This window comes from Streptomyces sp. NPDC048291 (genome assembly GCF_043201715.1).
Taxonomy (GTDB): Bacteria; Actinomycetota; Actinomycetes; order Streptomycetales; family Streptomycetaceae; genus Streptomyces.
On sequence record NZ_JBICZC010000006.1, the window covers coordinates 202,837 to 222,242 of the forward strand.

A 19,406-nucleotide genomic window follows, 5' to 3' on the forward strand; every position below is an offset into this window, starting at 1 on the left:
GCCGCGGATGCGGACCGCGTCCGGAGAGGCGCTCTGCGGCTGCTGAGCGCTCCGCGGTGGCGGGACGCGCTCTTCGAAGGAGCCGGGTGCGGGATGCCCGGTCGCGGTGGGGAAGGAGCCTGGCGCCGCGCGCTGTCCAGTGGAGGGGCCCTGAGGGGCTCCCTGAAGGCGCGTCGACTCCGCCGACTGCCGTATTCGCTCCCGGGGCTCTGCGGGCACGAGAGGACGGCCCTGGGGCGGTTCCTGCCCGCCTCCCGGCGCCACGCCCGGAGGTCCGGCGGAGGGATCGACCGCGGGCCCGTCGTGGGACGGGAACCAGTTGCCTCCGCCGGCCCCGTCGTTGCCCGCCGACGTGGTGGTCGGAGCGTCCATGGTGTGCCCTCGCCTCGAACATCTTGCGGTCGGTCTGCGCACTTCACTCGGAAGGTGCTTGCTTTCCCCCGTTGACGGCTAGCTCTCCCCGGTCGGGCCCCGTGGCCGACACGACCACATTCAACCCGCGATTCCCCGTGTACGGACAAGTAAGGCGAGAGTGTGACATGGGCCGCAATCACTCCCGCCGGGAGCGTCCGGCCCCGGACGTTAACCGGAGTCGACCCTACCGGCCGTCGCCACGCACACAAGTCCCCCCTGTCTCCCCCGTGAAACTGGCAACGGGCGAACCGCTGGTTCCCTCAATTACCGGGCGCCGCGCGCCAATTCATAGGCATCCCATAGATCCCGGCCCGTGTAGGAGTACGTCGCGAGACCGGCGAGATGTCCGTCCGCGTTGACCGCCACGGACACCGGAACCGCGCCGAACAAGTCCCTGTCCGACATCGAGTCGCCGTAGGCGACGCAGTCCGCACGGCCGACCCCGAACCGCTCGCACAGCCGGTCCGCGATCGTGACCTTGCCCGCGGCGGTGAGGACTCCCGCCGGATCCACCGGTTCGACGAACGGCACCGCCGGGAAGCGGGATCCGAAGGCCGCGTGGGCTCCCCAGTCCAGCAGACGTTCCACGAAGAACGAGGGCGAGAGCGAGACCACCGCGCAGTAGTCCCCCGTTCCCCTGATCTCGGCCCAGACATCCCGGATACGGGCCAGCCACGGCGCGCCGTCGAAGGCTGCCGTCACATGTGCCTCGGTCAGCTCGGCCCAGAGGGTGTACACCCGCGCCGCATACTCCGGCGGAGCTATCCGTCCCGCCGAAATCGCCCGGTCAAGCTCCACGGTCTCCGCTTCCAGACCGAGTTGACGGGATATCTCGACGGGTGCAGAGGTGCCGTGCAGCAAAGTGCCGTCGAGATCGAAGAGGTGAAGTCGCGCCATGGGCTCGAGGCTAACGGGCAGCACACAGGACTCCTTGGCGCGGCACCGCGTGGGGGCCATACGGCGATGTTTCACGTGAAACGCCCCTTGCCTTGTCCAGGGGCTGAGCCCCCGGACACGACATGGCCAAAAGCACGTACGTCCAACCTGAAACAGGTGGACGCCGGGGGTATCGGTCGGCAAGCCTGACCTGCGTGTCAACTCCTTCCGACGCCCCTCTGCCCATCCGCCGACTGACGCCACGCGATCTCAGCGCCTGCGCCGACTTGTCCGAGGATCGGGGGTGGCCCCGTGAGGAACACAAGTGGCGCTTGCTCCTCACGGCCGGGAAGGGGTACGGGATCGACGACCCCGGAGGCGGCCTGGTCGCCGCCTGTGTCGTCACGGAGTACGGCCCGAGGGAACGCCCGCATCTCGGCGCGGTCGGCATGGTCCTGGTCGCCGAACGACACGCCCGCCGGGGCATCGGGCGCCGGCTGATGCGGCACATCATCTCGGCGATGGGAACGACTCCGCTGACCCTGTACGCGACGCCGTACGGCCGGCCGCTCTACGAGGAGCTGGGATTCAAGGTCACGGGGCGTTCGGAGATGCTCTGCGGCTCCTTCACGCCGGGCGAGCCCGAGCCTCGGGTGGTGACCCGGGCGGCCACCGCCGAGGACCTCGGTTCCGTCCTCCGGCTCGACGAGGAGGTGTTCGGCGTCGACCGCACCCCGCTCATCACCCGGCTGCCCGCGTTCTCGGACCTGCTGCGCGTCGCCGTGAGCGACGGGCGGATCGTCGGGTACGCGGCCGCCTGGCCCAACATGGACACGCATGTCGTCGGACCGCTGATCGCCCGCGACACGGAGACGGCGAAGTCCCTGATCGCCTCACTCGCCGCCCACACCGACCGCCCGCTCCGTACCGACATCGACGTCCGGCACGAGGAACTGCTGGCCTGGGCCAAGGCGCGCGGGCTGGCCTCCGTCGCCATGAACTCGGTGATGACCTACGGGATCACGGAGCCACCGGGGGACTGGACACGGCGGTTCGCGCCGCTGACGGTCGCGGCGGGCTGAGCAGCCTTCGACACCGGCGGACGCCGGCTCCCCGGGGAGCCGGCGTCCGCCGTCGAGCGAGGTTCTGTCAGGCGAGTGCCGCTACGGCGGCGGTGGCGAAGCCGTGGTCCTGGTCGGGCGCGCCGCCCCCGACACCGATCGCCCCGATGAGCCGGCCGTCGCGCTGGACGGGGACACCGCCCGCGATGAAGAGCAGCGGCCGGTCGAGCGCCGTGGGCAGGGTGTGGAAGAGGCCGCCGGGCTGGACGGCGTCGACGAGGTCGGCGGTGGGGGTGTTCAGCTGGAGTGCCGTGTAGGCCTTGCGGGTGCTGGTCTCACCGGAGATCAGCACGGCGCGGTCATCCCGCCGGAAGGCCAGCAGATGACCCCCGGCGTCCAGCACGGTGACACTGACGGTGACCCCGGCGGCCTCGGCGGCGCGGCCGGCCTCGGTGATCAGGAACTCGGCGTCCTGGGTGGTGAGCGGGGCGACGGGGGTGGTGCTCATGGTTCTCCTTGGATGGTGCTGACGTGCGGTGAGAAATGCGCGGGCGGTCAGTGGTGGACCGAGGCCCGCTGTCCTGCGGGCGTGCCGCCGGTGACCACCGCGCTCGGGGCGCTGTCGCGGTGCTCCAGTGCGGCCGACAGGAAGGCGAGGGCGAGAGCGGCCGCGGCGAGGGCGGCGCCGACCCAGTTGGGGGAGGTGTAGCCGAAGCCGGCGGCGATCACGATGCCTCCGAGCCAGGCGGACAGGGCGTTGCCGAGGTTGAAGGCGCCGATGTTCACGGCCGAGGCCAGGGTGGGAGCGCCGTGTGCCTGGTCCAGGACACGCTTCTGGAGCGGCGGAACGGTGGCGAAGCCGAGGGCGCCGATCAGGGTGACGGTCACGGCGGCGGCGATCTTGCTGTGCGCGGTGAGGGTGAAGAGGGCGAGGACGACGGCCAGGGCACCCAGGGACACGTACAGCATGGGCATCAGGGCGCGGTCGGCGAACTTCCCGCCGACCAGGTTGCCGGCGACCATGCCGAGACCGAAGAGAACCAGCAGCCAGGTGACGGAGCCGTCGGTGAAACCGGTGACGTGGGTCATCATCGGCGCGATGTAGGTGATGGCCGCGAAGACCCCGCCGAAGCCGAGGACGGTCATCGCCATGGCGAGCAGGACCTGGGTGTTCTTGAACGCGGCCAGCTCGTGCCGCAGCTGCACGCCCTGCGGCTTGGGCAGTTCGGGGACCAGCTTGGCGATACCGGCCAGGCCGACGACGCCGAGGGCGGCGATGATGCCGAAGGTGACGCGCCAGCCGGCGTGCTGACCCACGAGGGTGCCGAGCGGGACGCCGATGACGTTGGCGACGGTGAGGCCGGTGAACATCATCGCGATGGCCCCTGCCTTCTTGCTCGGGGAGACCAGCTCGGCCGCCACGACCGAGCCGATCCCGAAGAAGGCGCCGTGGGCGAGGGAGGCGACCACCCGGCCGATCAGCATGACGGCGAAGACGGGGGCTACGGCGGTCAGCAGGTTGCCGGCGATGAAGAAGCCCATCAGCAGCATCAGCATCCGCTTGCGAGGAACCTTCGTGCCCAGCACGGTCATCAGCGGGGCGCCGATCACCACGCCCAGCGCGTAGCCGGTGACGAGCAGGCCGGCGGTCGGGATGGAGACCCCGAAGTCACCAGCGACCTCGGGCAGCAGGCCCATGATCCCGAATTCGGTCGCTCCGATTCCGAAGGCCCCGATCGCGAGGGCCAGAAGCGCGAGAGGCATGGGTGTAGGTCCTTCCCAGACGATTGCAGGTGCGCTTTGCGTGCGTTCACAATAGTTGCACACGCGGGCTATATGCAAGCGAGGGATATTGCGCGACTGCTCTATCCTGGGTGCAGCGGCTCCTGGACGGAGGAAAACGCCCATGACAGCGACGGACCCCGCGCTCACTGCCCTCGCCCAGGGCTGGTGTGCCCTTTCCCTGCTGCACGGCAGGATCGAGGCGCACATCGAGCGCGCCCTTCAGGCCAAGCACGATCTGAGCGTGCGCGAGTACTCCCTGCTCGACGTCCTCAGCCGGCAGCACGACGGCGAAGGGGGCCATCTGCAGATGAAGCAGGTGGCCGACGCGGTCGTACTCAGCCAGAGCGCCACCACCCGGCTGGTCACGCGCCTGGAGGACCGCGGCCTTCTGGAGCGCTACCTCTGCCCGACCGACCGCCGCGGCATCTACACCAACGTCACCGAGGCAGGCCTCGGGCTGCTGGAAGAGGCTCGCCCCACCAACGACACGGCACTGCGCGAGTCCCTCGACGAAGCGGCCAGGAACCCGGACCTGGCTCCCCTGGTCCGGGCCGTGGAGTCGCTGCACGTGCCCGCATAGGCTGCGGGTATGGGAGACCTTGACATACGCACCGCGGTCGCCGACGACGTCCCGGACATCGTCGGCATGCTCGCCGACGACCCGCTGGGCGCCCAGCGGGAGACGCCGGACGACCTGACGCCCTATCTGCGCGCCCTGGAACGGCTCAGCGCCGATCCCAACCAGCAGCTGGTCGTCGCCGTCCGCGAAGGCCGCGTCGTCGGCACACTCCAACTCACGGTCATTCCGGGGCTGTCGAGGCGTGGTGCCACCCGGTCGATCATCGAAGGTGTACGTATCCACGCCGACGAGCGCGGCAGCGGGCTGGGTAGCCGGTTCATCGAGTGGGCCATCGACGAATCCCGCCGCCAGGGCTGCCGGCTGGTCCAGCTCACGTCGGACACGTCCCGGGTCGACGCCCATCGCTTCTACGAGCGGCTCGGTTTCACCGCGTCGCACACGGGGTTCAAGCTCGAAATCTGAACCCCGACGGCTCACGCCGAGCGGAGCATGCGTGCGGGGGCGGTGTTTCACGTGAAACACCGCCCCCGCTCTGTCGTCCGCTAACCGATCCCCCGCCATCCCTCGGGGTCCACCCCACCGGGCACAGGAGCCGTCTCGTCGTACGGCTGACGTGTGAACACGAACGATCCGAGGTCCAGATGGCTCGCGGTGCCGTCCGGGCGCCGTACAGGCCGTAGCAGCTCTCCCGCGTAATAGCCCTCCAGGCCGGTCCAGGTGCCGTCGCCGTTGGAACGGAAACGGGCACGGCGGCCGGCGCCGGTCAGCGGCCCCAGTGAGACAAGCCCGTCGGCCGACACCCGCAGCACGAAGGCATGTGTGCCCCAGTACCACGGGCCTGCCAGCTCCAGGACGGACGGCTCGACCTGCGGCAGAGGGCGCCAGGGTTCGGGGATGCGCGGCTCGGCGTCCGCGACGATCCGGACGAGGTCGGCACCGGTGGCGGACAGCAGCGGGCCGGAGGTGCAGTTCGCCAGCACCACGGCCGCCACGTCGTCGTCCACGCTGATGGTGAGGTTGGCCAGGAAGCCGGGCAGCGAGCCGGAGTGCCCGACCAACAGCCTCCCGTCACGGCGCTGGATCTGCAGGCCGAGGCCGTAGGTGGCACCGTCCAGCACGTCGGCGGGTTCGGCGGGGGCTGCCGGGGTGCGCATCTCCCGCACCGACTCGGCGCTCAGTACCCGGTCGTCCCCGGCCGCCAGGAACACCGCGAAGCGGGCCAGGTCGCCGGTGGTGGACCAGAGCTGCCCGGCCGGTGCCATCCGCCCGAGGTCCTCCGACGGCTCCGGGAGCAGGGCGTCGGCCCAGGGGTGCACCGCCCAGCCACCCGCGTGCGGCGCTTGCGGCTGGGCGCTCGTGCGGTCGAGGCCCAGGGGCCGGAGCACCTCCTGCCGCAGTACCTCCTCCCAGGGGACACCACGGAGTTCCTCGACCAGCGCGCCGAGCAGGGTGTAGCCGGGGTTGGAGTAGTGGTGGCGGCGGCCGACGGGGTGCAGGAGGGGCTGCTCGCCGAGCACGTCGCTGAGCTCCGGACGTAGCGAGCCCGGGGTGCGCTCCCACCAGGGTGCGGGTGACTCGGCCGCCAAGCCACCGGTGTGCGCGAGGAGTTCGGCGATGGTCGCCTCCCCCGCACCGGTGCCCGGCAGATGTTTCTCCAACGGGTCACCGAGGTCGAGCAGCCCCTCGTCACGCAGCCGGAGGGCCAGAACGGCAGTGAACGTCTTGGTGATCGAGCCGATCCGGTACTGCACGTTCTCGTCCGGCCCATGCCCGTCCACCGAGGTCCGCGCCCCGTGCCAGACGGCCCGCCCGCCTCGAACGACCGCCGCCACCAGCGAGGGCGCCCGGCCTTCCGACTGGGCCACGGCGATCCGGTGCAGCAGCGCCCGTCGGGTGGCGGGGAGCAGCTCTTCCTGGAATGTCGTCATGCGCCCAGTCCATCTGGTGGGCGGACCTGAGTCGAGTCCATTTCACCGGGACGGACCAGGTCGGTGCCGACCCGGCCCGGAGCAGATCTGCTCTATGGGTCGACTCAGGTCTGCGCCATGTCCACAAAGCGGGAGTAGTGGCCCTGGAAGGCCACGGTGATCGTCGCGGTCGGGCCGTTTCGGTGCTTGCCGACGATGATGTCGGCCTCGCCCGCGCGCGGCGACTCCTTCTCGTAGGCGTCCTCGCGGTGGAGCAGGATGACCATGTCGGCGTCCTGCTCGATGGAGCCGGACTCACGCAGGTCGGAGACCATCGGCTTCTTGTCCGTACGCTGCTCGGGACCACGGTTGAGCTGTGAGAGCGCGATTACCGGCACCTCCAGCTCCTTGGCCAGCAGCTTGAGGTTTCGCGACATGTCCGACACCTCCTGCTGGCGGCTCTCGGACCGCTTGCCGCCGGACTGCATCAGCTGCAGATAGTCGATGATCACGAGCTTGATGTCGTTGCGCTGCTTCAGCCGACGGCACTTGGCGCGGATCTCCATCATCGACAGGTTCGGGGAGTCGTCGATGTAGAGCGGGGCGGCCGAGACGTCCGGCATCCGGCGGGCCAGCCGGGTCCAGTCCTCGTCGGTCATCGTGCCGGAGCGCATGTGGTGCAGGGCGACCCGGGCCTCGGCGGACAGCAGACGCATCGCGATCTCGTTGCGGCCCATTTCGAGGGAGAAGATGACGCTGGGCAGGTTGTTCTTGATGGAGGCGGCCCGGGCGAAGTCCAGCGCGAGGGTCGACTTGCCCATGGCGGGACGCGCGGCGATGACGATCATCTGGCCCGGATGCAGGCCGTTGGTGAGCGAGTCCAGGTCCGTGAAGCCGGTGGGCACACCCGTCATCTCACCGGTGCGGGAGCCGATCGCCTCGATCTCGTCGAGGGCGCCCTCCATGATGTCGCCGAGCGGCAGGTAGTCCTCGCTGGTCCGCTGTTCGGTGACGGCGTAGATCTCCGCCTGGGCGCTGTTGACGATCTCGTCGATGTCGCCGTCGGCCGCGTATCCCATCTGTGTGATGCGGGTGCCCGCCTCGACCAGGCGGCGCAGCACCGCCCGCTCGTGGACGATCTCCGCGTAGTACTCGGCGTTCGCCGCCGTGGGTACCGTCTGGACGAGGGTGTGCAGATAGGAGGCGCCGCCGACCTTGTTGATCTCGCCGCGTTTGGTGAGCTCGGCGGCGATGGTGATGGGGTCGGCCGGCTCGCCCTTCGCGTAGATGTCGAGGATCGCCTGGTAGATCGTCTCGTGCGCGGGCTTGTAGAAGTCGTGGCCCTTGAGGATCTCGACGACGTCGGCGATGGCGTCCTTGGAGAGGAGCATGCCGCCGAGCACGGACTGCTCGGCGTCCAGGTCCTGCGGGGGAACCCGCTCGAAGGTGGCGCCCCCACCGTCCCAGTCTCCGCTGTCCCGGCCCCGGTCGTGCCGGTCGTCCCGGCCTCGACCGCCCTCGTCCCGCCGGCGGGAGGCGGGCAGACGATCACCCGGACCGGCGTCGGCCCACGGATCGTCCAAGGGCTCGGAAATGCTCACCGAGACACCTCCTCCCGTCCGCACCGCGGACCTCGCCATGCCCTCTTTTGTACGGCACGGCACTGACAACCAGGACGCCCCATTCCGGTTCTGGACGCGTCGGTTTTGTGAGGTTTCCGAGGCCGCGACAAGGAGCGGGTGCCGGACCACGTTAGGCCCGCGGGCACCGTCAGCCAATCTGGTTATCCACAGGCCATGTGGACGACCGCCCGTATGCTGTGGAGAACCCGCCAAAACCTGTGCACGACACGGTGGACAGCCCTGTGAACAAGCCCTCGATCGCCATCCACAACATCTCCTGACCAGCACTTTTCCCATCCACCGACTGTGCAGAAGAAAAACTTTCCCAGTCGGGCCAAGATCCCTTCGAACAACGGGCGACAGCGCGGGCCGCACCGAGGCGGGTAAGGGGCACTAAGTATTTGCATCACTTACCTGTGGACGATTAGATTAGCGCCCATGTCACAGGCTCCCGCGACCTCCGAGGCCACCCGACGGGGGCACGACCGAGAGATCATCGCACTGGCTGTCCCGGCCTTCGGCGCACTCGTCGCCGAGCCGCTTTTCGTCATGGCCGACAGCGCGATCGTCGGACACCTGGGCACCGCGCAACTCGCCGGTCTCGGAATCGCCTCGGCTCTCCTCACCACCGCCGTGAGCGTCTTCGTCTTTCTCGCCTACGCCACCACGTCCGCCGTCGCCCGCCGGGTCGGCGCAGGCGATCTCCAGGCAGCCATCCGCCAGGGAATGGACGGCATCTGGCTGGCACTGCTGCTCGGTGCGGCGGTCATCACCGTCCTCCTGCCCTTCGCCTCCGGCGTCGTGGACGTCTTCGGCGCCTCGGCCACCGCGGCTCCCTACGCGGCCACCTATCTGAGGATCTCCTCCCTCGGCATCCCGGCCATGTTGGTCGTGCTCGCCGCCACCGGCGTCCTGCGCGGCCTCCAGAACACCCGGACACCGCTGTACGTCGCTGTAGCGGGGTTCATCGCCAACGCCGGACTCAACGCGGCGCTCGTCTACGGGGCCGGACTGGGCATCGCCGGCTCCGCCTGGGGCACCGTCATCGCCCAGTGCGCAATGGCGGCGGTCTACCTGACCGTCGTCGTGCGGGGTGCCCGCAGGCACGGGGCGTCGTTGCGCCCCGATGCCGCCGGGATACGGGCCTCGGCACAGGCTGGTGTGCCCCTGCTCGTCCGGACGATCTCACTGCGGGCCGTCCTGATGATCGCCACTGCCGTGGCGGCCCGGCTGGGCGATGCCGATATCGCCGCCCACCAGATCGTGCTGTCCCTGTGGAGCCTGCTGGCCTTCGCCTTGGACGCGATCGCGATCGCCGGACAGGCCGTCATCGGCCGCTATCTCGGCGCGAGTGACGCCGTCGGTGCCCGCGAAGCCTGCCGACGCATGGTGCAGTGGGGCGTCGCCACCGGAGTGATCCTGGGCCTGCTCGTGATCGCCGCCCGGCCCCTCTTCCTCCCGTTGTTCACCGGCGACCCCGCCGTGAAGAGCACTGCGTTGCCCGCACTGCTCATCGTGGCGCTCTCCCAGCCGATCTCCGGCGTGGTCTTCGTCCTCGACGGTGTCCTGATGGGCGCCGGAGACGGGCCGTATCTTGCCGGGGCCATGGTCCTCACGCTCGCGGTCTTCACTCCGGTGGCGCTGCTCGTCCCCGCCCTCGGCGGCGGGCTCACAGCGCTCTGGGGAGCTATGACGCTGATGATCGCCGTAAGGATGCTCACCCTCTGGCTGCGTGCCCGCTCCGGCCGATGGATCGTGACCGGCGCGACGCGCTGACCGACGCGCACTGGCGACGGTTTCACGTGAAACATCGCGGGCTGTCACGTTTCACGTGAAACACCCGCGACTCGACACCACTGTCGACGACGAGAGCCGACCAAAAGACAAGGGCCGCACCCTTCACGGGTGCGGCCCTTATGCAGCTACGGCTCGTGCAGAGCGCAGCGTCAGCCCGCGACGACCTCGATGTTGACCTTGGCGGCAACCTCGGGGTGCAGACGCACGGACGTCTCGTGAGCGCCCAGCGTCTTGATCGCCGAACCGACCTCGATGCGGCGCTTGTCGACCTCGGGGCCACCGGCAGCCTTGATCGCCGAAGCGATGTCGGCCTGGGTGACGGAACCGAAGAGGCGGCCGGCGTCGCCGGCACGGACGGCCAGGCGGACCTTGACGCCCTCGAGCTGGGCCTTCACCTGGTTGGCCTGCTCGATGGTCTGGATCTCGTGGATCTTGCGAGCACGACGGATCTGCTCGACGTCCTTCTCGCCACCCTTGGTCCAGCGGATCGCGAACTTCCGCGGGATCAGGTAGTTGCGTGCGTAGCCGTCCTTGACGTCGACAACGTCGCCGGCGGCACCGAGGCCAGAGACCTCGTGGGTCAGGATGATCTTCATTAGTCGGTCACCCTTCCCTTAGCGCGCAGTGGAGGTGTAGGGCAGCAGCGCCATCTCACGGCTGTTCTTGACGGCCGTGGCGACGTCACGCTGGTGCTGCGTGCAGTTGCCGGTCACGCGGCGGGCACGGATCTTGCCGCGGTCGGAAATGAACTTCCGCAGCATGTTCGTGTCCTTGTAGTCCACGTACGTGACCTTGTCCTTGCAGAAAGCGCAGACCTTCTTCTTAGGCTTGCGCACAGGCGGCTTCGCCATGGTGTTTCTCCTGTGTGATCAAGAAGTGGGGATACGAGCCCTTGCCCCTTAGAAGGGGGGCTCGTCCGAGTAGCCGCCACCGCCGCCGGAGCCGGAGCCGGAGCCGCCGCCCCAGCCGCCGCCACCGCCCTGGTTGCCACCACCGGCGGGAGCGCCGGAGGCCCAGGGGTCGTCGTTGGGGGCGCCGCCCTGGTTGCCGCCACCGGAGCTACCGCCCCAGCCGCCGCCACCCTGGCCGCCACCGCCACCGCCGCCGCCGCCGTAACCACCCTGGCCACCGCGGCCACCGCCACCGGCGGTCTTGGTGACCTTGGCCGTGGCGCTCCGCAGGCTGGCGCCGACTTCCTCGACGTCCAGCTCGTAGACCGTGCGCTTGACACCCTCACGGTCCTCGTAGGACCGCTGCTTCAGCCGGCCCTGCACGATGACGCGCATGCCTCGCTGGAGCGACTCCGCGACGTTCTCCGCCGCCTGACGCCAGACCGAGCAGGTCAGGAACAGGCTCTCGCCGTCCTTCCACTCGTTGGTCTGACGGTCGAAGGTGCGGGGGGTGGACGCGACACGGAACTTCGCGACCGCCGCACCGGAGGGGGTGAAGCGCAGCTCGGGGTCATCGACAAGATTGCCGACGACCGTGATGACGGTCTCGCCTGCCATGGGGGAACCTCTCGGCGGGTTTGCTGCTGGCTGCTTGTGCTGCTACTCGAAATCCCGAGATCAGCTGAGCGGAGAGCTCAGTGGGTCTCGGGGCGGAGGACCTTGGTCCGGAGGACCGACTCGTTCAGGTTCATCTGGCGGTCGAGCTCCTTCACGACCACAGGCTCGGCCTGCAGGTCGATGACCGAGTAGATGCCCTCGGGCTTCTTCTTGATCTCGTACGAGAGACGACGACGGCCCCAGGTGTCGACCTTCTCGACCTTTCCGTTGCCCTCACGGACGACGGAGAGGAAGTTCTCGATCAGGGGGGCGACAGCGCGCTCCTCCAGATCGGGGTCGAGGATGACCATCACCTCGTAGTGACGCATGTGGAACCCACCTCCTTTGGACTCAGCGGCCACGGTCGTTCCGTGGCAGGAGGGTTGTGATGCGTACGCAACGGTATCGGCAGCCACTGACATTCGGGGGTTCCCCTTGGGATCCCGGGCAGGGCCTGGGCAGACACCGGTGCAGACGCTACAGACTACCCGCACACCCGCTTCCGGTTGAAATCCGGCGGCCATGGCCCTCAATCTGTACACATCGGGTGTGAGCGGCGCTACGATGCGCCACCTTCCGCAGGAGGTGCCCCATGGCACAGGCATTGCGACCCAACACCGCCGGATCCCTGTTCGCCACCGACGGCAAGACCCATCCGCTCCAGGACTCACTGATGGCAGTGACGCTGGCGCTCGGGCTGATCGCCTTCATCACGTCGTTCTTCCACAGCCTGCACCTGCTCAGCTCCTGGACCGGCCTGATCGGCCTCTTCACCGGTCTGTACGGGCAGTGGGTCTCGATCACCACACGCGAGCGTTTCGGTCTGATCCTGGGTCTCGGTGCCTCGGGCATCGGCTTCTTCATCGGCATGGCGCACGGCGGCCTGTTCGGCTGAGCAGGCGCCCCCGCACAACCGTGGAACGCCCCGGCCGGACCGGAGCCGGGGCGTAGGTGCCGTACGGCCAGTCGGGCCGCGGGCGAGGCGCAGTAGGCTTCGGCGCGAGAGCCGGAGCCCCTGTACCCATGGGGACACACCAGCCCGAGGAGCGCCCCGACATGAGCCTGACCCTGAGGACCATCAGCCGCGAACAGCATCTGGCGTACATCCAGAGTCTGCCGGCGGCTAGCCACATGCAGGTCCCGGCCTGGGCCGATGTCAAGGCGGAGTGGCGTTCGGAGAACCTCGGCTGGTTCGACGAGCGCACCGGCGAGATGGTCGGCGCGGGCCTGGTGCTGTACCGGCAGCTGCCCAAGATCAAGCGCTACCTCGCCTACCTCCCCGAGGGCCCGGTCATCAACTGGTTCGCGCCGAATCTCGACGAGTGGCTCCAGCCGATGCTGGCCCACCTCAAGCAGCAGGGCGCGTTCTCGGTGAAGATGGGCCCGCCGGTGATCATCCGGCGTTGGGAGGCCAACTCCATCAAGGCCGGCATCCAGAACCCGGACGTGAAGCGGCTGCGCGACATCGAGGCCGACTTCATCGAGCCGCGCGCCTTCGAGGTGGCCGACAAGCTGCGCCGGATGGGCTGGCAGCAGGGCGAGGACGGCGGCGCCGGCTTCGGCGACGTCCAGCCGCGCTACGTCTACCAGGTGCCGCTGGCGAACCGTTCCCTGGAAGACGTCCACAAGAACTTCAACCAACTGTGGCGACGCAACATCAAGAAGGCCGAGAAGGCCGGCGTCGAGGTGGTGCAGGGCGGCTACCAGGACCTGGCGGAGTGGCAGCGGCTGTACGAGATCACGGCCGTGCGCGACCACTTCCGGCCGCGCCCGCTGTCGTACTTCCAGCGCATGTGGACGGCCCTCAACACCGAGGACCCGAACCGGATGCGGCTGTACTTCGCCCGGCACAACGGGGTGAACCTGTCCGCGGCGACCATGCTGATCGTCGGCGGGCACGTCTGGTACTCCTACGGCGCCTCCGACAACATCGGCCGCGAGGTGCGGCCCTCGAACGCCATGCAGTGGCGGATGCTGCGGGACGCCTACGCGCTCGGCGCCACCGTCTACGACCTGCGCGGCATCTCCGACTCGCTGGACGAGACGGACCACCTCTTCGGCCTGATCCAGTTCAAGGTGGGCACCGGCGGCCAGGCCGCCGAGTACCTCGGCGAATGGGACTTCCCGCTGAACAAGCTGCTCCACAAGGCGCTCGACATCTACATGTCGCGCCGCTGACGTCACGCTCCGTGCTTCTATAGCCCTGACACACCGCACTCCTCTGGCAACCCCAGCCACCCAGAAAGGTTCCAGGTCCGGCCATGGCGCTCACGCTCTACGTCGACACCGCGCGCTGGCGGGCGCACCACAAGCACGTGCAGGAGCAGTTCCCCGGCCTGGTCCCGGTCTGCAAGGGCAACGGCTACGGCTTCGGGCACGAGCGGCTGGCGGAGGAGGCCACGCGGCTCGGCTCGGACATCCTCGCCGTCGGCACGACGTACGAGGCCGCGCGCATCAAGGACTGGTTCGGCGGCGACCTGCTGGTGCTGACCCCGTACCGACGGGGTGAGGAGCCCGTGCCGCTGCCCGACCGGGTCATCCGCTCGGTGTCGTCCATCGACGGCGTGTACGGCCTGGTGGGCGCCCGCGTGGTCATCGAGGTGATGTCCACGATGAAGCGGCACGGCATCAGCGAGCAGGACCTGCCGCAGCTGCACTCGGCCATAGAGAACGTGCGGCTGGAGGGCTTCGCCATCCACCTGCCCCTGGACCGCACCGACGGCTCGGACGCCGTCGAGGAGGTCATCGGCTGGATGGACCGGCTGCGCGCGGCCCGGCTGCCGCTGCACACGATGTTCGTCAGCCACCTCAAGGCCGACGAACTCGCCCGGCTGCAGCAGCAGTTCCCGCAGACCCGGTTCCGGGCCCGGATCGGCACCCGGCTGTGGCTGGGGGACCATGACGCCACCGAGTACCGCGGGGCGGTCCTGGACGTCACCCGCGTCGCCAAGGGCGACCGGTTCGGCTACCGGCAGCAGAAGGCGGCCTCGGACGGCTATCTGGTGGTCGTGGCGGGCGGTACGTCGCACGGGGTGGGCCTGGAGGCCCCGAAGGCCCTGCACGGCGTCATGCCGCGCGCCAAGGGCGTCGCACGGGCCGGCCTGGCCACGGTGAACCGGAACCTTTCGCCGTTCGTCTGGGGCGGCAAGCAGCGCTGGTTCGCGGAGCCGCCGCACATGCAGGTGTCGATCCTCTTCGTGCCGACAGACGCCCCGGAGCCGACGGTCGGCGAGGAACTGGTGGCCCATCTGCGGCACACCACCACACAGTTCGACCGCATCGTGGACCGCTGACGGTCTCCCGGACATCGAAAGGGCCGTACACGGACTCCGTGTACGGCCCTTTCTCCCTTCAGAACCTGGGATGTTCGCTCAGAGCGAACCGTCCTCGGGCGATCGGCTTCCCCATTCCACCTGCGGCCCCTCGAAGTGGGCCGCATGGCGCGGGGGACGGGCCGCCGCGCCGAGCACGAAGACGTCCTCCGCTCCGTCCAGCACCCCGCCGGAGGGATCGTCCTCCCCGGTGCGGCGCACCACGTCCCGCTCGGGCATGAGGATGTCGCGCACAACCATGCCGCACAGGTAGAGCGTGCCCAGCAGGTGCACGGCGATGGCCCAGTGGTAGCCGTCGGTCGGCAGCCCCTTGTGGGCGTCTCCGCTGGTCGTGTACGCGAGGTACATCCAGATCCCCAGGAAGTACGCCACCTCGCACGCCTGCCAGATCAGGAAGTCCCGCCACTTGGGCCGGGCGAGGACGGCCAGCGGCACCAGCCACAGCACGTACTGCGGGGAGTAGACCTTGTTGGTGAGGATGAAGGCCGCCACCACCAGGAAGGCCAGCTGGGCGAAGCGCGGCCGGCGCGGGGCGGTGAGGGCCAGGGCGGCGATACCCAGGAAGCAGAGCAGCACCAGGACCGTGGCCGCGGTGTTCACGAAGTCGGTGCTGGGCGGGGTGGTCGTGTTCTGCGCCCAGATCAGCCAGAAGGAACCGAAGTCGACGCCCCGCTCCTGGCTGAACGTGTAGAACTTCGACCACCCGTCGAAGGCGAAGATCATCACCGGCAGGTTCACGACGAGCCAGGCGACCACCGCTCCGGCGGTGGCAACGAAGAACTCCCGCCATTTGCCCGCGCGCCAGCACAGCAGGAACAGCGGCCCCAGCAGGAAGACGGGGTACAGCTTGGCGGCCGTGGCAAGCCCCAGGAGGACGCCGAAGGCCAGGGGACGGCTCCGGGACCACATCAGCATCGCCGCGGCCGTCAGAGCGACCGCCAGGAGGTCCCAGTTGATGGTGGCGGTCAGGGCGAAAGCGGGCGCCAGAGCGACCAGCAGACCGTCCCAGGGCCGCCGGCGGTGCGTGCGGACCACGCACACCGCGATGACGGCCGCGCACAGCATCAGCATCCCGGCGTTGACGAACCAGTACACCTGCTCCTGGAGCTGGATGCTGCCGCTGCCCGGCGTGAGCCATGCGGCGACCTCCATGAACACACCGGTCAGCACCGGGTATTCGAGGTAGTCCATGTCGCCGGGGAGCTTGTCGAAGTACGGCACCAGACCGTCGGCGAAACCACGCCCCTGGTAGAGGTGCGGAATGTCCGAGTAGCAGGCGTGGGTGTACTGGGAACTCGCGCCGAAGAACCAGCCGCTGTCGTAGCAGGGCATCTTCTGCACCATGCCGAGGGCGAACATCCCGACCGCCACGATGACGACCACGCGTAGCGGCGTCCACCAGGACGTGCCGAGCAGGGCACGCCGCCCGATGGGGCCGCCGATCAGCTCACTCCCGGCCGCGGCGACCTCGTCATCCCTGGTCGGCCGCACCGGCTCCGGCTCGCGCACGCCCGCGGGCGTCGTCTCTGCACTGGGCATGGGGCCCATCCTGCCGTACCTCCCTAGGAATACGCCGAGGGCCGCCGCACCTCGCCGGGTGCGGCGGCCCATGTTTCACGTGAAACAGACTTCGGCGGGCGAAATGGTCACCAGCCGGCAGACCGCGCGGCTAGCCGGTTGATCCGCCGAAGAGGTTTCCTCCGCCGTTGGCATTGCCTCTGGTGGTGGTGTCGCCGGTCGTTTCCGTTGCTGACGGCGAGGACGTCGTTCCCGATGTACTGCCGCCGGTGTCACCGCCGTCGGTCGAGCAGTTCCAGGCGAACTGGCAGGTCTCCGTCACCGTGGGCGAAGGAGAGGTCGCCGTCTCGCTCGGGGTGACGCTCGGCGTCTCGGTCGGCGTCTCGCTCGGCGTGATGCTCGGGCTCGGCGTCGGCGAGGGCATCCCCACCTCGTCGGCGATATCACCGATCTTGGTGGCGTCCGGGAAGCCCGGGTCGTTCTTGCCCTTGAGCGCGGACTCCATGTACTCGGTCCACACCGAGGTCGGGATGTCACCACCGTGGATGGACGCCACGCCGGCGGTGCCGTTCATGGAGAGCAGCTCGGCGTCCTTCGGGTTCTCGCGGAACATCGCCACCGACGTGGCCAGCTGCTGGGTGTAGCCGACGAACCAGGCCGACTTGTTGCTGTCGGTGGTACCGGTCTTGCCCGCCGCCGTACGGCCCAGGGCCTTGGCGTTGGTACCCGTACCGTTCTGGATGACGTTCTCCAGCGTGTCCGTGACGTTGTTCGCGATGCTTTCAGGCATCGCCGTGGTCACCTTGGGCTTACTGAAGCCCGGAAGGTCGGTTCCGTCCTGCTTGACCTCGGTCACCGAGTACGGGTCCGCGTGCTGGCCGGAGGCGGCGAAGGTCGCGTAGGCATCGGCCATGCGGATCGCGCTCGGGGTGGACGTACCGATGGCGAACGACGGGTTCAGGTCCTGGGACATACTGTCGGGCAGGATCCCGGACGCCTGTGCCACGCCCCGCACCTTCGTCATGCCGACGTCCACGCCGAGCTGCACGAACGGGGTGTTGATCGACTGCTCCATCGCCTTGCGCAGCGTGATGTAGCCCCAGGGATAGCCACTCTCGTTCCTCTGGTGGAAGACCGAGCCATCCTTGTTGAGGACGTAGGTGCCGTCGTTGTTTCTGACCTTGAGGTTGTCGTTGCCGTTGTACTTGCTCAGCGGCGAGACGCCCACGCCGTCGGTCTTGTACGTCCCGTACTGCATGGCGGCAGCCAGGACGAACGGCTTCCACGTCGAACCGACGGGGACACCGGAGGTGTCGGCGTTGTTGGTGAAGTGGTTGTTCTCGTAGCCGGCACCGCCGTACAGCGCGACGATCGCACCGTCGTTGGGCACCACCGACGCGGCACCGAACTGGACGTACTTGTCCTTGTCCCGGTTCTTCGGGTCCAGACGCGCCTTCTGGACCTTCTCCACGGCCCCGGTCAGCGCGTTGACCTTGTCCTTCTGGAAGGTCGTGTAGATCTGGAAGCCGCCCTGGTCGAACTGTGCCTCCGTGACGTTGGAGTGCGCGAGGACGTACTTCTTGGCCGTGTCGGCGAGGTAGCTGATCTGCCCGGTCATGCCCTTGACCGCCTTGCGGCCCTGAGGCATCGGGTACTTCTTGACGGCCGTCTGGTACTCGGCGTCCGTCAGGCGCTGGTCCTTGTGCATCTCCTCGAGGATCCAGCCCCAGCGGTCGTGCGACCGCTGGTAATTGGCCTTCTGGGAGGCTGAGGGGTCGATGTCCGGGTTGCCGGCGGGGTCGTAGTACGTCGCGCCCTTGAGCAGAGCCGCCAGGACGGCACACTGGCTCGGGGTGAGGTCCTTCGCGTCCACGCCGTAGTAGGTCTGGGCGGCGGCCTGGATCCCGTACGCGCCACGGCCGAAGTACGAGGTGTTCAGGTAGCCCTGCATGATCTGCGACTTGCTGAACTTGGTGCCGACCTTGATGGAGATGAACATCTCCTTGAACTTGCGCGTGAGCGTCTGGTCCTGGCTGAGGTAGGTGTTCTTGACGAACTGCTGGGTGATCGTCGAACCACCCTGCGTCTCACCACCCTGGGCCATGTTGACGAGAGCGCGGGCGATGCCCTTGAAGTCGACGCCCGGGTCCGTGTAGAAGCTCTTGTTCTCCGCCGAGATCACAGCGCTCTGCATGGCTTCGGGAATCTGGGCGATGTTGACGTTCTGCCGGTTGACGCCGGTGCCCGTCGCCACCATCTGCTTGCCGTCGGCCCAGTAGTAGACGTTGTTCTGGGACTGTGCCGCCGTGTTCTCGTTCGGGACACCCACCATGGCGTAGCTGACGCCGACCAGCGCCACCAGGCTGCCGAAGAAGGTGATGCACAGCCCGGAGACGAGCTTCCAGGAGGGGACCCAGCGGCGCCAGCCGAATCTGTTCGCCCTGGGGTAGTCGATCAGGCGCTTCTTGCCGGGCGCCGTCGACGCCCGGCCTCTGCCACGCCCCGGCCCGGCAGGACCACCCGGACCACGGCTTCCGTTGTCGGCCCCTCTGCGGCGACTGTTTTCCGTACCTCTCTGCGCCGCCCGGCGTGCCTCGGCACGGCCGCCGTACGGACGCTCCTCACCTCCCGAGCCCGAGTCCGACCCATAGGAACTGGACCCATAGGAGTCGGAAGGAGACCCGGTGGCGCCTCGCGGTGCCACGCGGCGGCTGGAGGTCGGTCCGGACTGGCCGCGTCGGGCCGCGGCACGTCCGCCTCCCTGCGGCGGCGGCGGTTTGCGACGGTGCTCGCTCATCGAACGATTACTCCTCGGGCAGGCGCACCCGTGGGCGCCTGGAACGGCGGCTGATTTCCGGTCCCCCCGAAATACGGATGTGGTCGGTCCTGCATTCACCCGTACGGCACCGAGGACGTGGACGCCCCCCAGGCGTCACTTGGTTCCCGGTGGTGTGCATGCCGCACAGA

The 19,406-nt window shown here is 68.7% G+C and carries 18 protein-coding genes; 7 read left to right on the forward strand and 11 right to left on the reverse strand.

Going from position 1 to position 19,406, the window contains the following annotated elements; translation table 11 throughout:
- Positions 1-678: 678 nt before the first annotated feature.
- Positions 679-1,311 (reverse strand): HAD family hydrolase, encoded by a 633-nt coding sequence (locus ACGF5O_RS17685; RefSeq protein WP_393810786.1) that lies wholly within the window; start codon positions 1,309-1,311, stop codon positions 679-681.
- 194 nt (positions 1,312-1,505) lie between these two features.
- Between ACGF5O_RS17685 and ACGF5O_RS17690 the strand changes: the two genes are divergently transcribed.
- Positions 1,506-2,372: a GNAT family N-acetyltransferase gene (locus ACGF5O_RS17690; protein WP_393810787.1), complete on the forward strand. Its 867-nt coding sequence runs from the start codon at positions 1,506-1,508 to the stop codon at positions 2,370-2,372.
- A gap of 67 nt (positions 2,373-2,439) precedes the next feature.
- Here the strand turns inward: ACGF5O_RS17690 and ACGF5O_RS17695 are convergent, their stop codons facing one another.
- Positions 2,440-2,859, reverse strand: a complete 420-nt coding sequence (locus ACGF5O_RS17695) for a heme-binding protein (RefSeq protein ID WP_393810788.1) — start codon at positions 2,857-2,859, stop codon at positions 2,440-2,442.
- 47 nt (positions 2,860-2,906) lie between these two features.
- Positions 2,907-4,115, reverse strand: a complete 1,209-nt coding sequence (locus ACGF5O_RS17700) for an MFS transporter (protein WP_393810789.1) — start codon at positions 4,113-4,115, stop codon at positions 2,907-2,909.
- Between the two features lie 142 nt (positions 4,116-4,257).
- Between ACGF5O_RS17700 and ACGF5O_RS17705 the strand changes: the two genes are divergently transcribed.
- Both ACGF5O_RS17705 and ACGF5O_RS17710 read left to right on the forward strand, forming a co-directional pair.
- On the forward strand, positions 4,258-4,716 hold the full coding sequence (locus ACGF5O_RS17705; RefSeq protein WP_393810790.1) for a MarR family winged helix-turn-helix transcriptional regulator: 459 nt from the start codon (positions 4,258-4,260) through the stop codon (positions 4,714-4,716).
- 9 nt (positions 4,717-4,725) lie between these two features.
- The gene (locus ACGF5O_RS17710) at positions 4,726-5,178 is read left to right on the forward strand and encodes a GNAT family N-acetyltransferase (protein ID WP_393810791.1); all 453 of its coding nucleotides are present in this window, start codon (positions 4,726-4,728) and stop codon (positions 5,176-5,178) included.
- An 80-nt stretch (positions 5,179-5,258) separates the two neighbouring features.
- On the opposite strand, the gene ACGF5O_RS17715 is transcribed toward ACGF5O_RS17710, so the two are convergent.
- Positions 5,259-6,644: a serine hydrolase domain-containing protein gene (locus tag ACGF5O_RS17715; protein WP_393810792.1), complete on the reverse strand. Its 1,386-nt coding sequence runs from the start codon at positions 6,642-6,644 to the stop codon at positions 5,259-5,261.
- 104 nt (positions 6,645-6,748) lie between these two features.
- On the reverse strand, positions 6,749-8,224 hold the full coding sequence (dnaB, locus tag ACGF5O_RS17720) for a replicative DNA helicase (protein ID WP_393810793.1): 1,476 nt from the start codon (positions 8,222-8,224) through the stop codon (positions 6,749-6,751).
- A gap of 459 nt (positions 8,225-8,683) precedes the next feature.
- Here dnaB and ACGF5O_RS17725 point away from each other — a divergent pair, with 459 nt between their 5' ends.
- Positions 8,684-10,021: an MATE family efflux transporter gene (locus tag ACGF5O_RS17725; RefSeq protein ID WP_393810794.1), complete on the forward strand. Its 1,338-nt coding sequence runs from the start codon at positions 8,684-8,686 to the stop codon at positions 10,019-10,021.
- 170 nt (positions 10,022-10,191) lie between these two features.
- Here ACGF5O_RS17725 and rplI read toward each other — a convergent pair whose 3' ends face one another.
- The 4 genes from rplI to rpsF form a co-directional block, all read right to left on the reverse strand.
- Positions 10,192-10,638, reverse strand: a complete 447-nt coding sequence (gene rplI, locus ACGF5O_RS17730; protein ID WP_093500876.1) for a 50S ribosomal protein L9 — start codon at positions 10,636-10,638, stop codon at positions 10,192-10,194.
- Between the two features lie 18 nt (positions 10,639-10,656).
- The gene (gene rpsR / locus ACGF5O_RS17735; protein WP_003949403.1) at positions 10,657-10,893 is read right to left on the reverse strand and encodes a 30S ribosomal protein S18; all 237 of its coding nucleotides are present in this window, start codon (positions 10,891-10,893) and stop codon (positions 10,657-10,659) included.
- 48 nt (positions 10,894-10,941) lie between these two features.
- A complete protein-coding gene (locus ACGF5O_RS17740) occupies positions 10,942-11,550 on the reverse strand; it encodes a single-stranded DNA-binding protein (protein ID WP_393810795.1) in 609 nt (202 codons plus the stop codon).
- 77 nt (positions 11,551-11,627) lie between these two features.
- Positions 11,628-11,918 (reverse strand): 30S ribosomal protein S6, encoded by a 291-nt coding sequence (rpsF, locus tag ACGF5O_RS17745; protein WP_093500872.1) that lies wholly within the window; start codon positions 11,916-11,918, stop codon positions 11,628-11,630.
- A 263-nt stretch (positions 11,919-12,181) separates the two neighbouring features.
- On the opposite strand from rpsF, the gene ACGF5O_RS17750 reads away from it, so the two are divergent.
- The 3 genes from ACGF5O_RS17750 (at position 12,182) to ACGF5O_RS17760 (ending at position 14,882) form a co-directional block, all read left to right on the forward strand.
- The gene (locus tag ACGF5O_RS17750) at positions 12,182-12,484 is read left to right on the forward strand and encodes a hypothetical protein (RefSeq protein WP_391380899.1); all 303 of its coding nucleotides are present in this window, start codon (positions 12,182-12,184) and stop codon (positions 12,482-12,484) included.
- A gap of 161 nt (positions 12,485-12,645) precedes the next feature.
- Entirely contained in the window at positions 12,646-13,767 is a 1,122-nt protein-coding gene (femX, locus tag ACGF5O_RS17755; protein WP_393810796.1) for a peptidoglycan bridge formation glycyltransferase FemX, read from the forward strand.
- Between the two features lie 83 nt (positions 13,768-13,850).
- Positions 13,851-14,882, forward strand: coding sequence for an alanine racemase (locus ACGF5O_RS17760; RefSeq protein ID WP_393810797.1), 1,032 nt, complete (start codon positions 13,851-13,853; stop codon positions 14,880-14,882).
- A gap of 78 nt (positions 14,883-14,960) precedes the next feature.
- Here ACGF5O_RS17760 and ACGF5O_RS17765 read toward each other — a convergent pair whose 3' ends face one another.
- Positions 14,961-16,460, reverse strand: coding sequence for a glycosyltransferase family 87 protein (locus tag ACGF5O_RS17765; RefSeq protein WP_393810798.1), 1,500 nt, complete (start codon positions 16,458-16,460; stop codon positions 14,961-14,963).
- Positions 16,461-16,590: 130 nt separating this feature from the next.
- The gene (locus tag ACGF5O_RS17770) at positions 16,591-19,236 is read right to left on the reverse strand and encodes a transglycosylase domain-containing protein (RefSeq protein WP_393810799.1); all 2,646 of its coding nucleotides are present in this window, start codon (positions 19,234-19,236) and stop codon (positions 16,591-16,593) included.
- Positions 19,237-19,406: the final 170 nt, after the last annotated feature.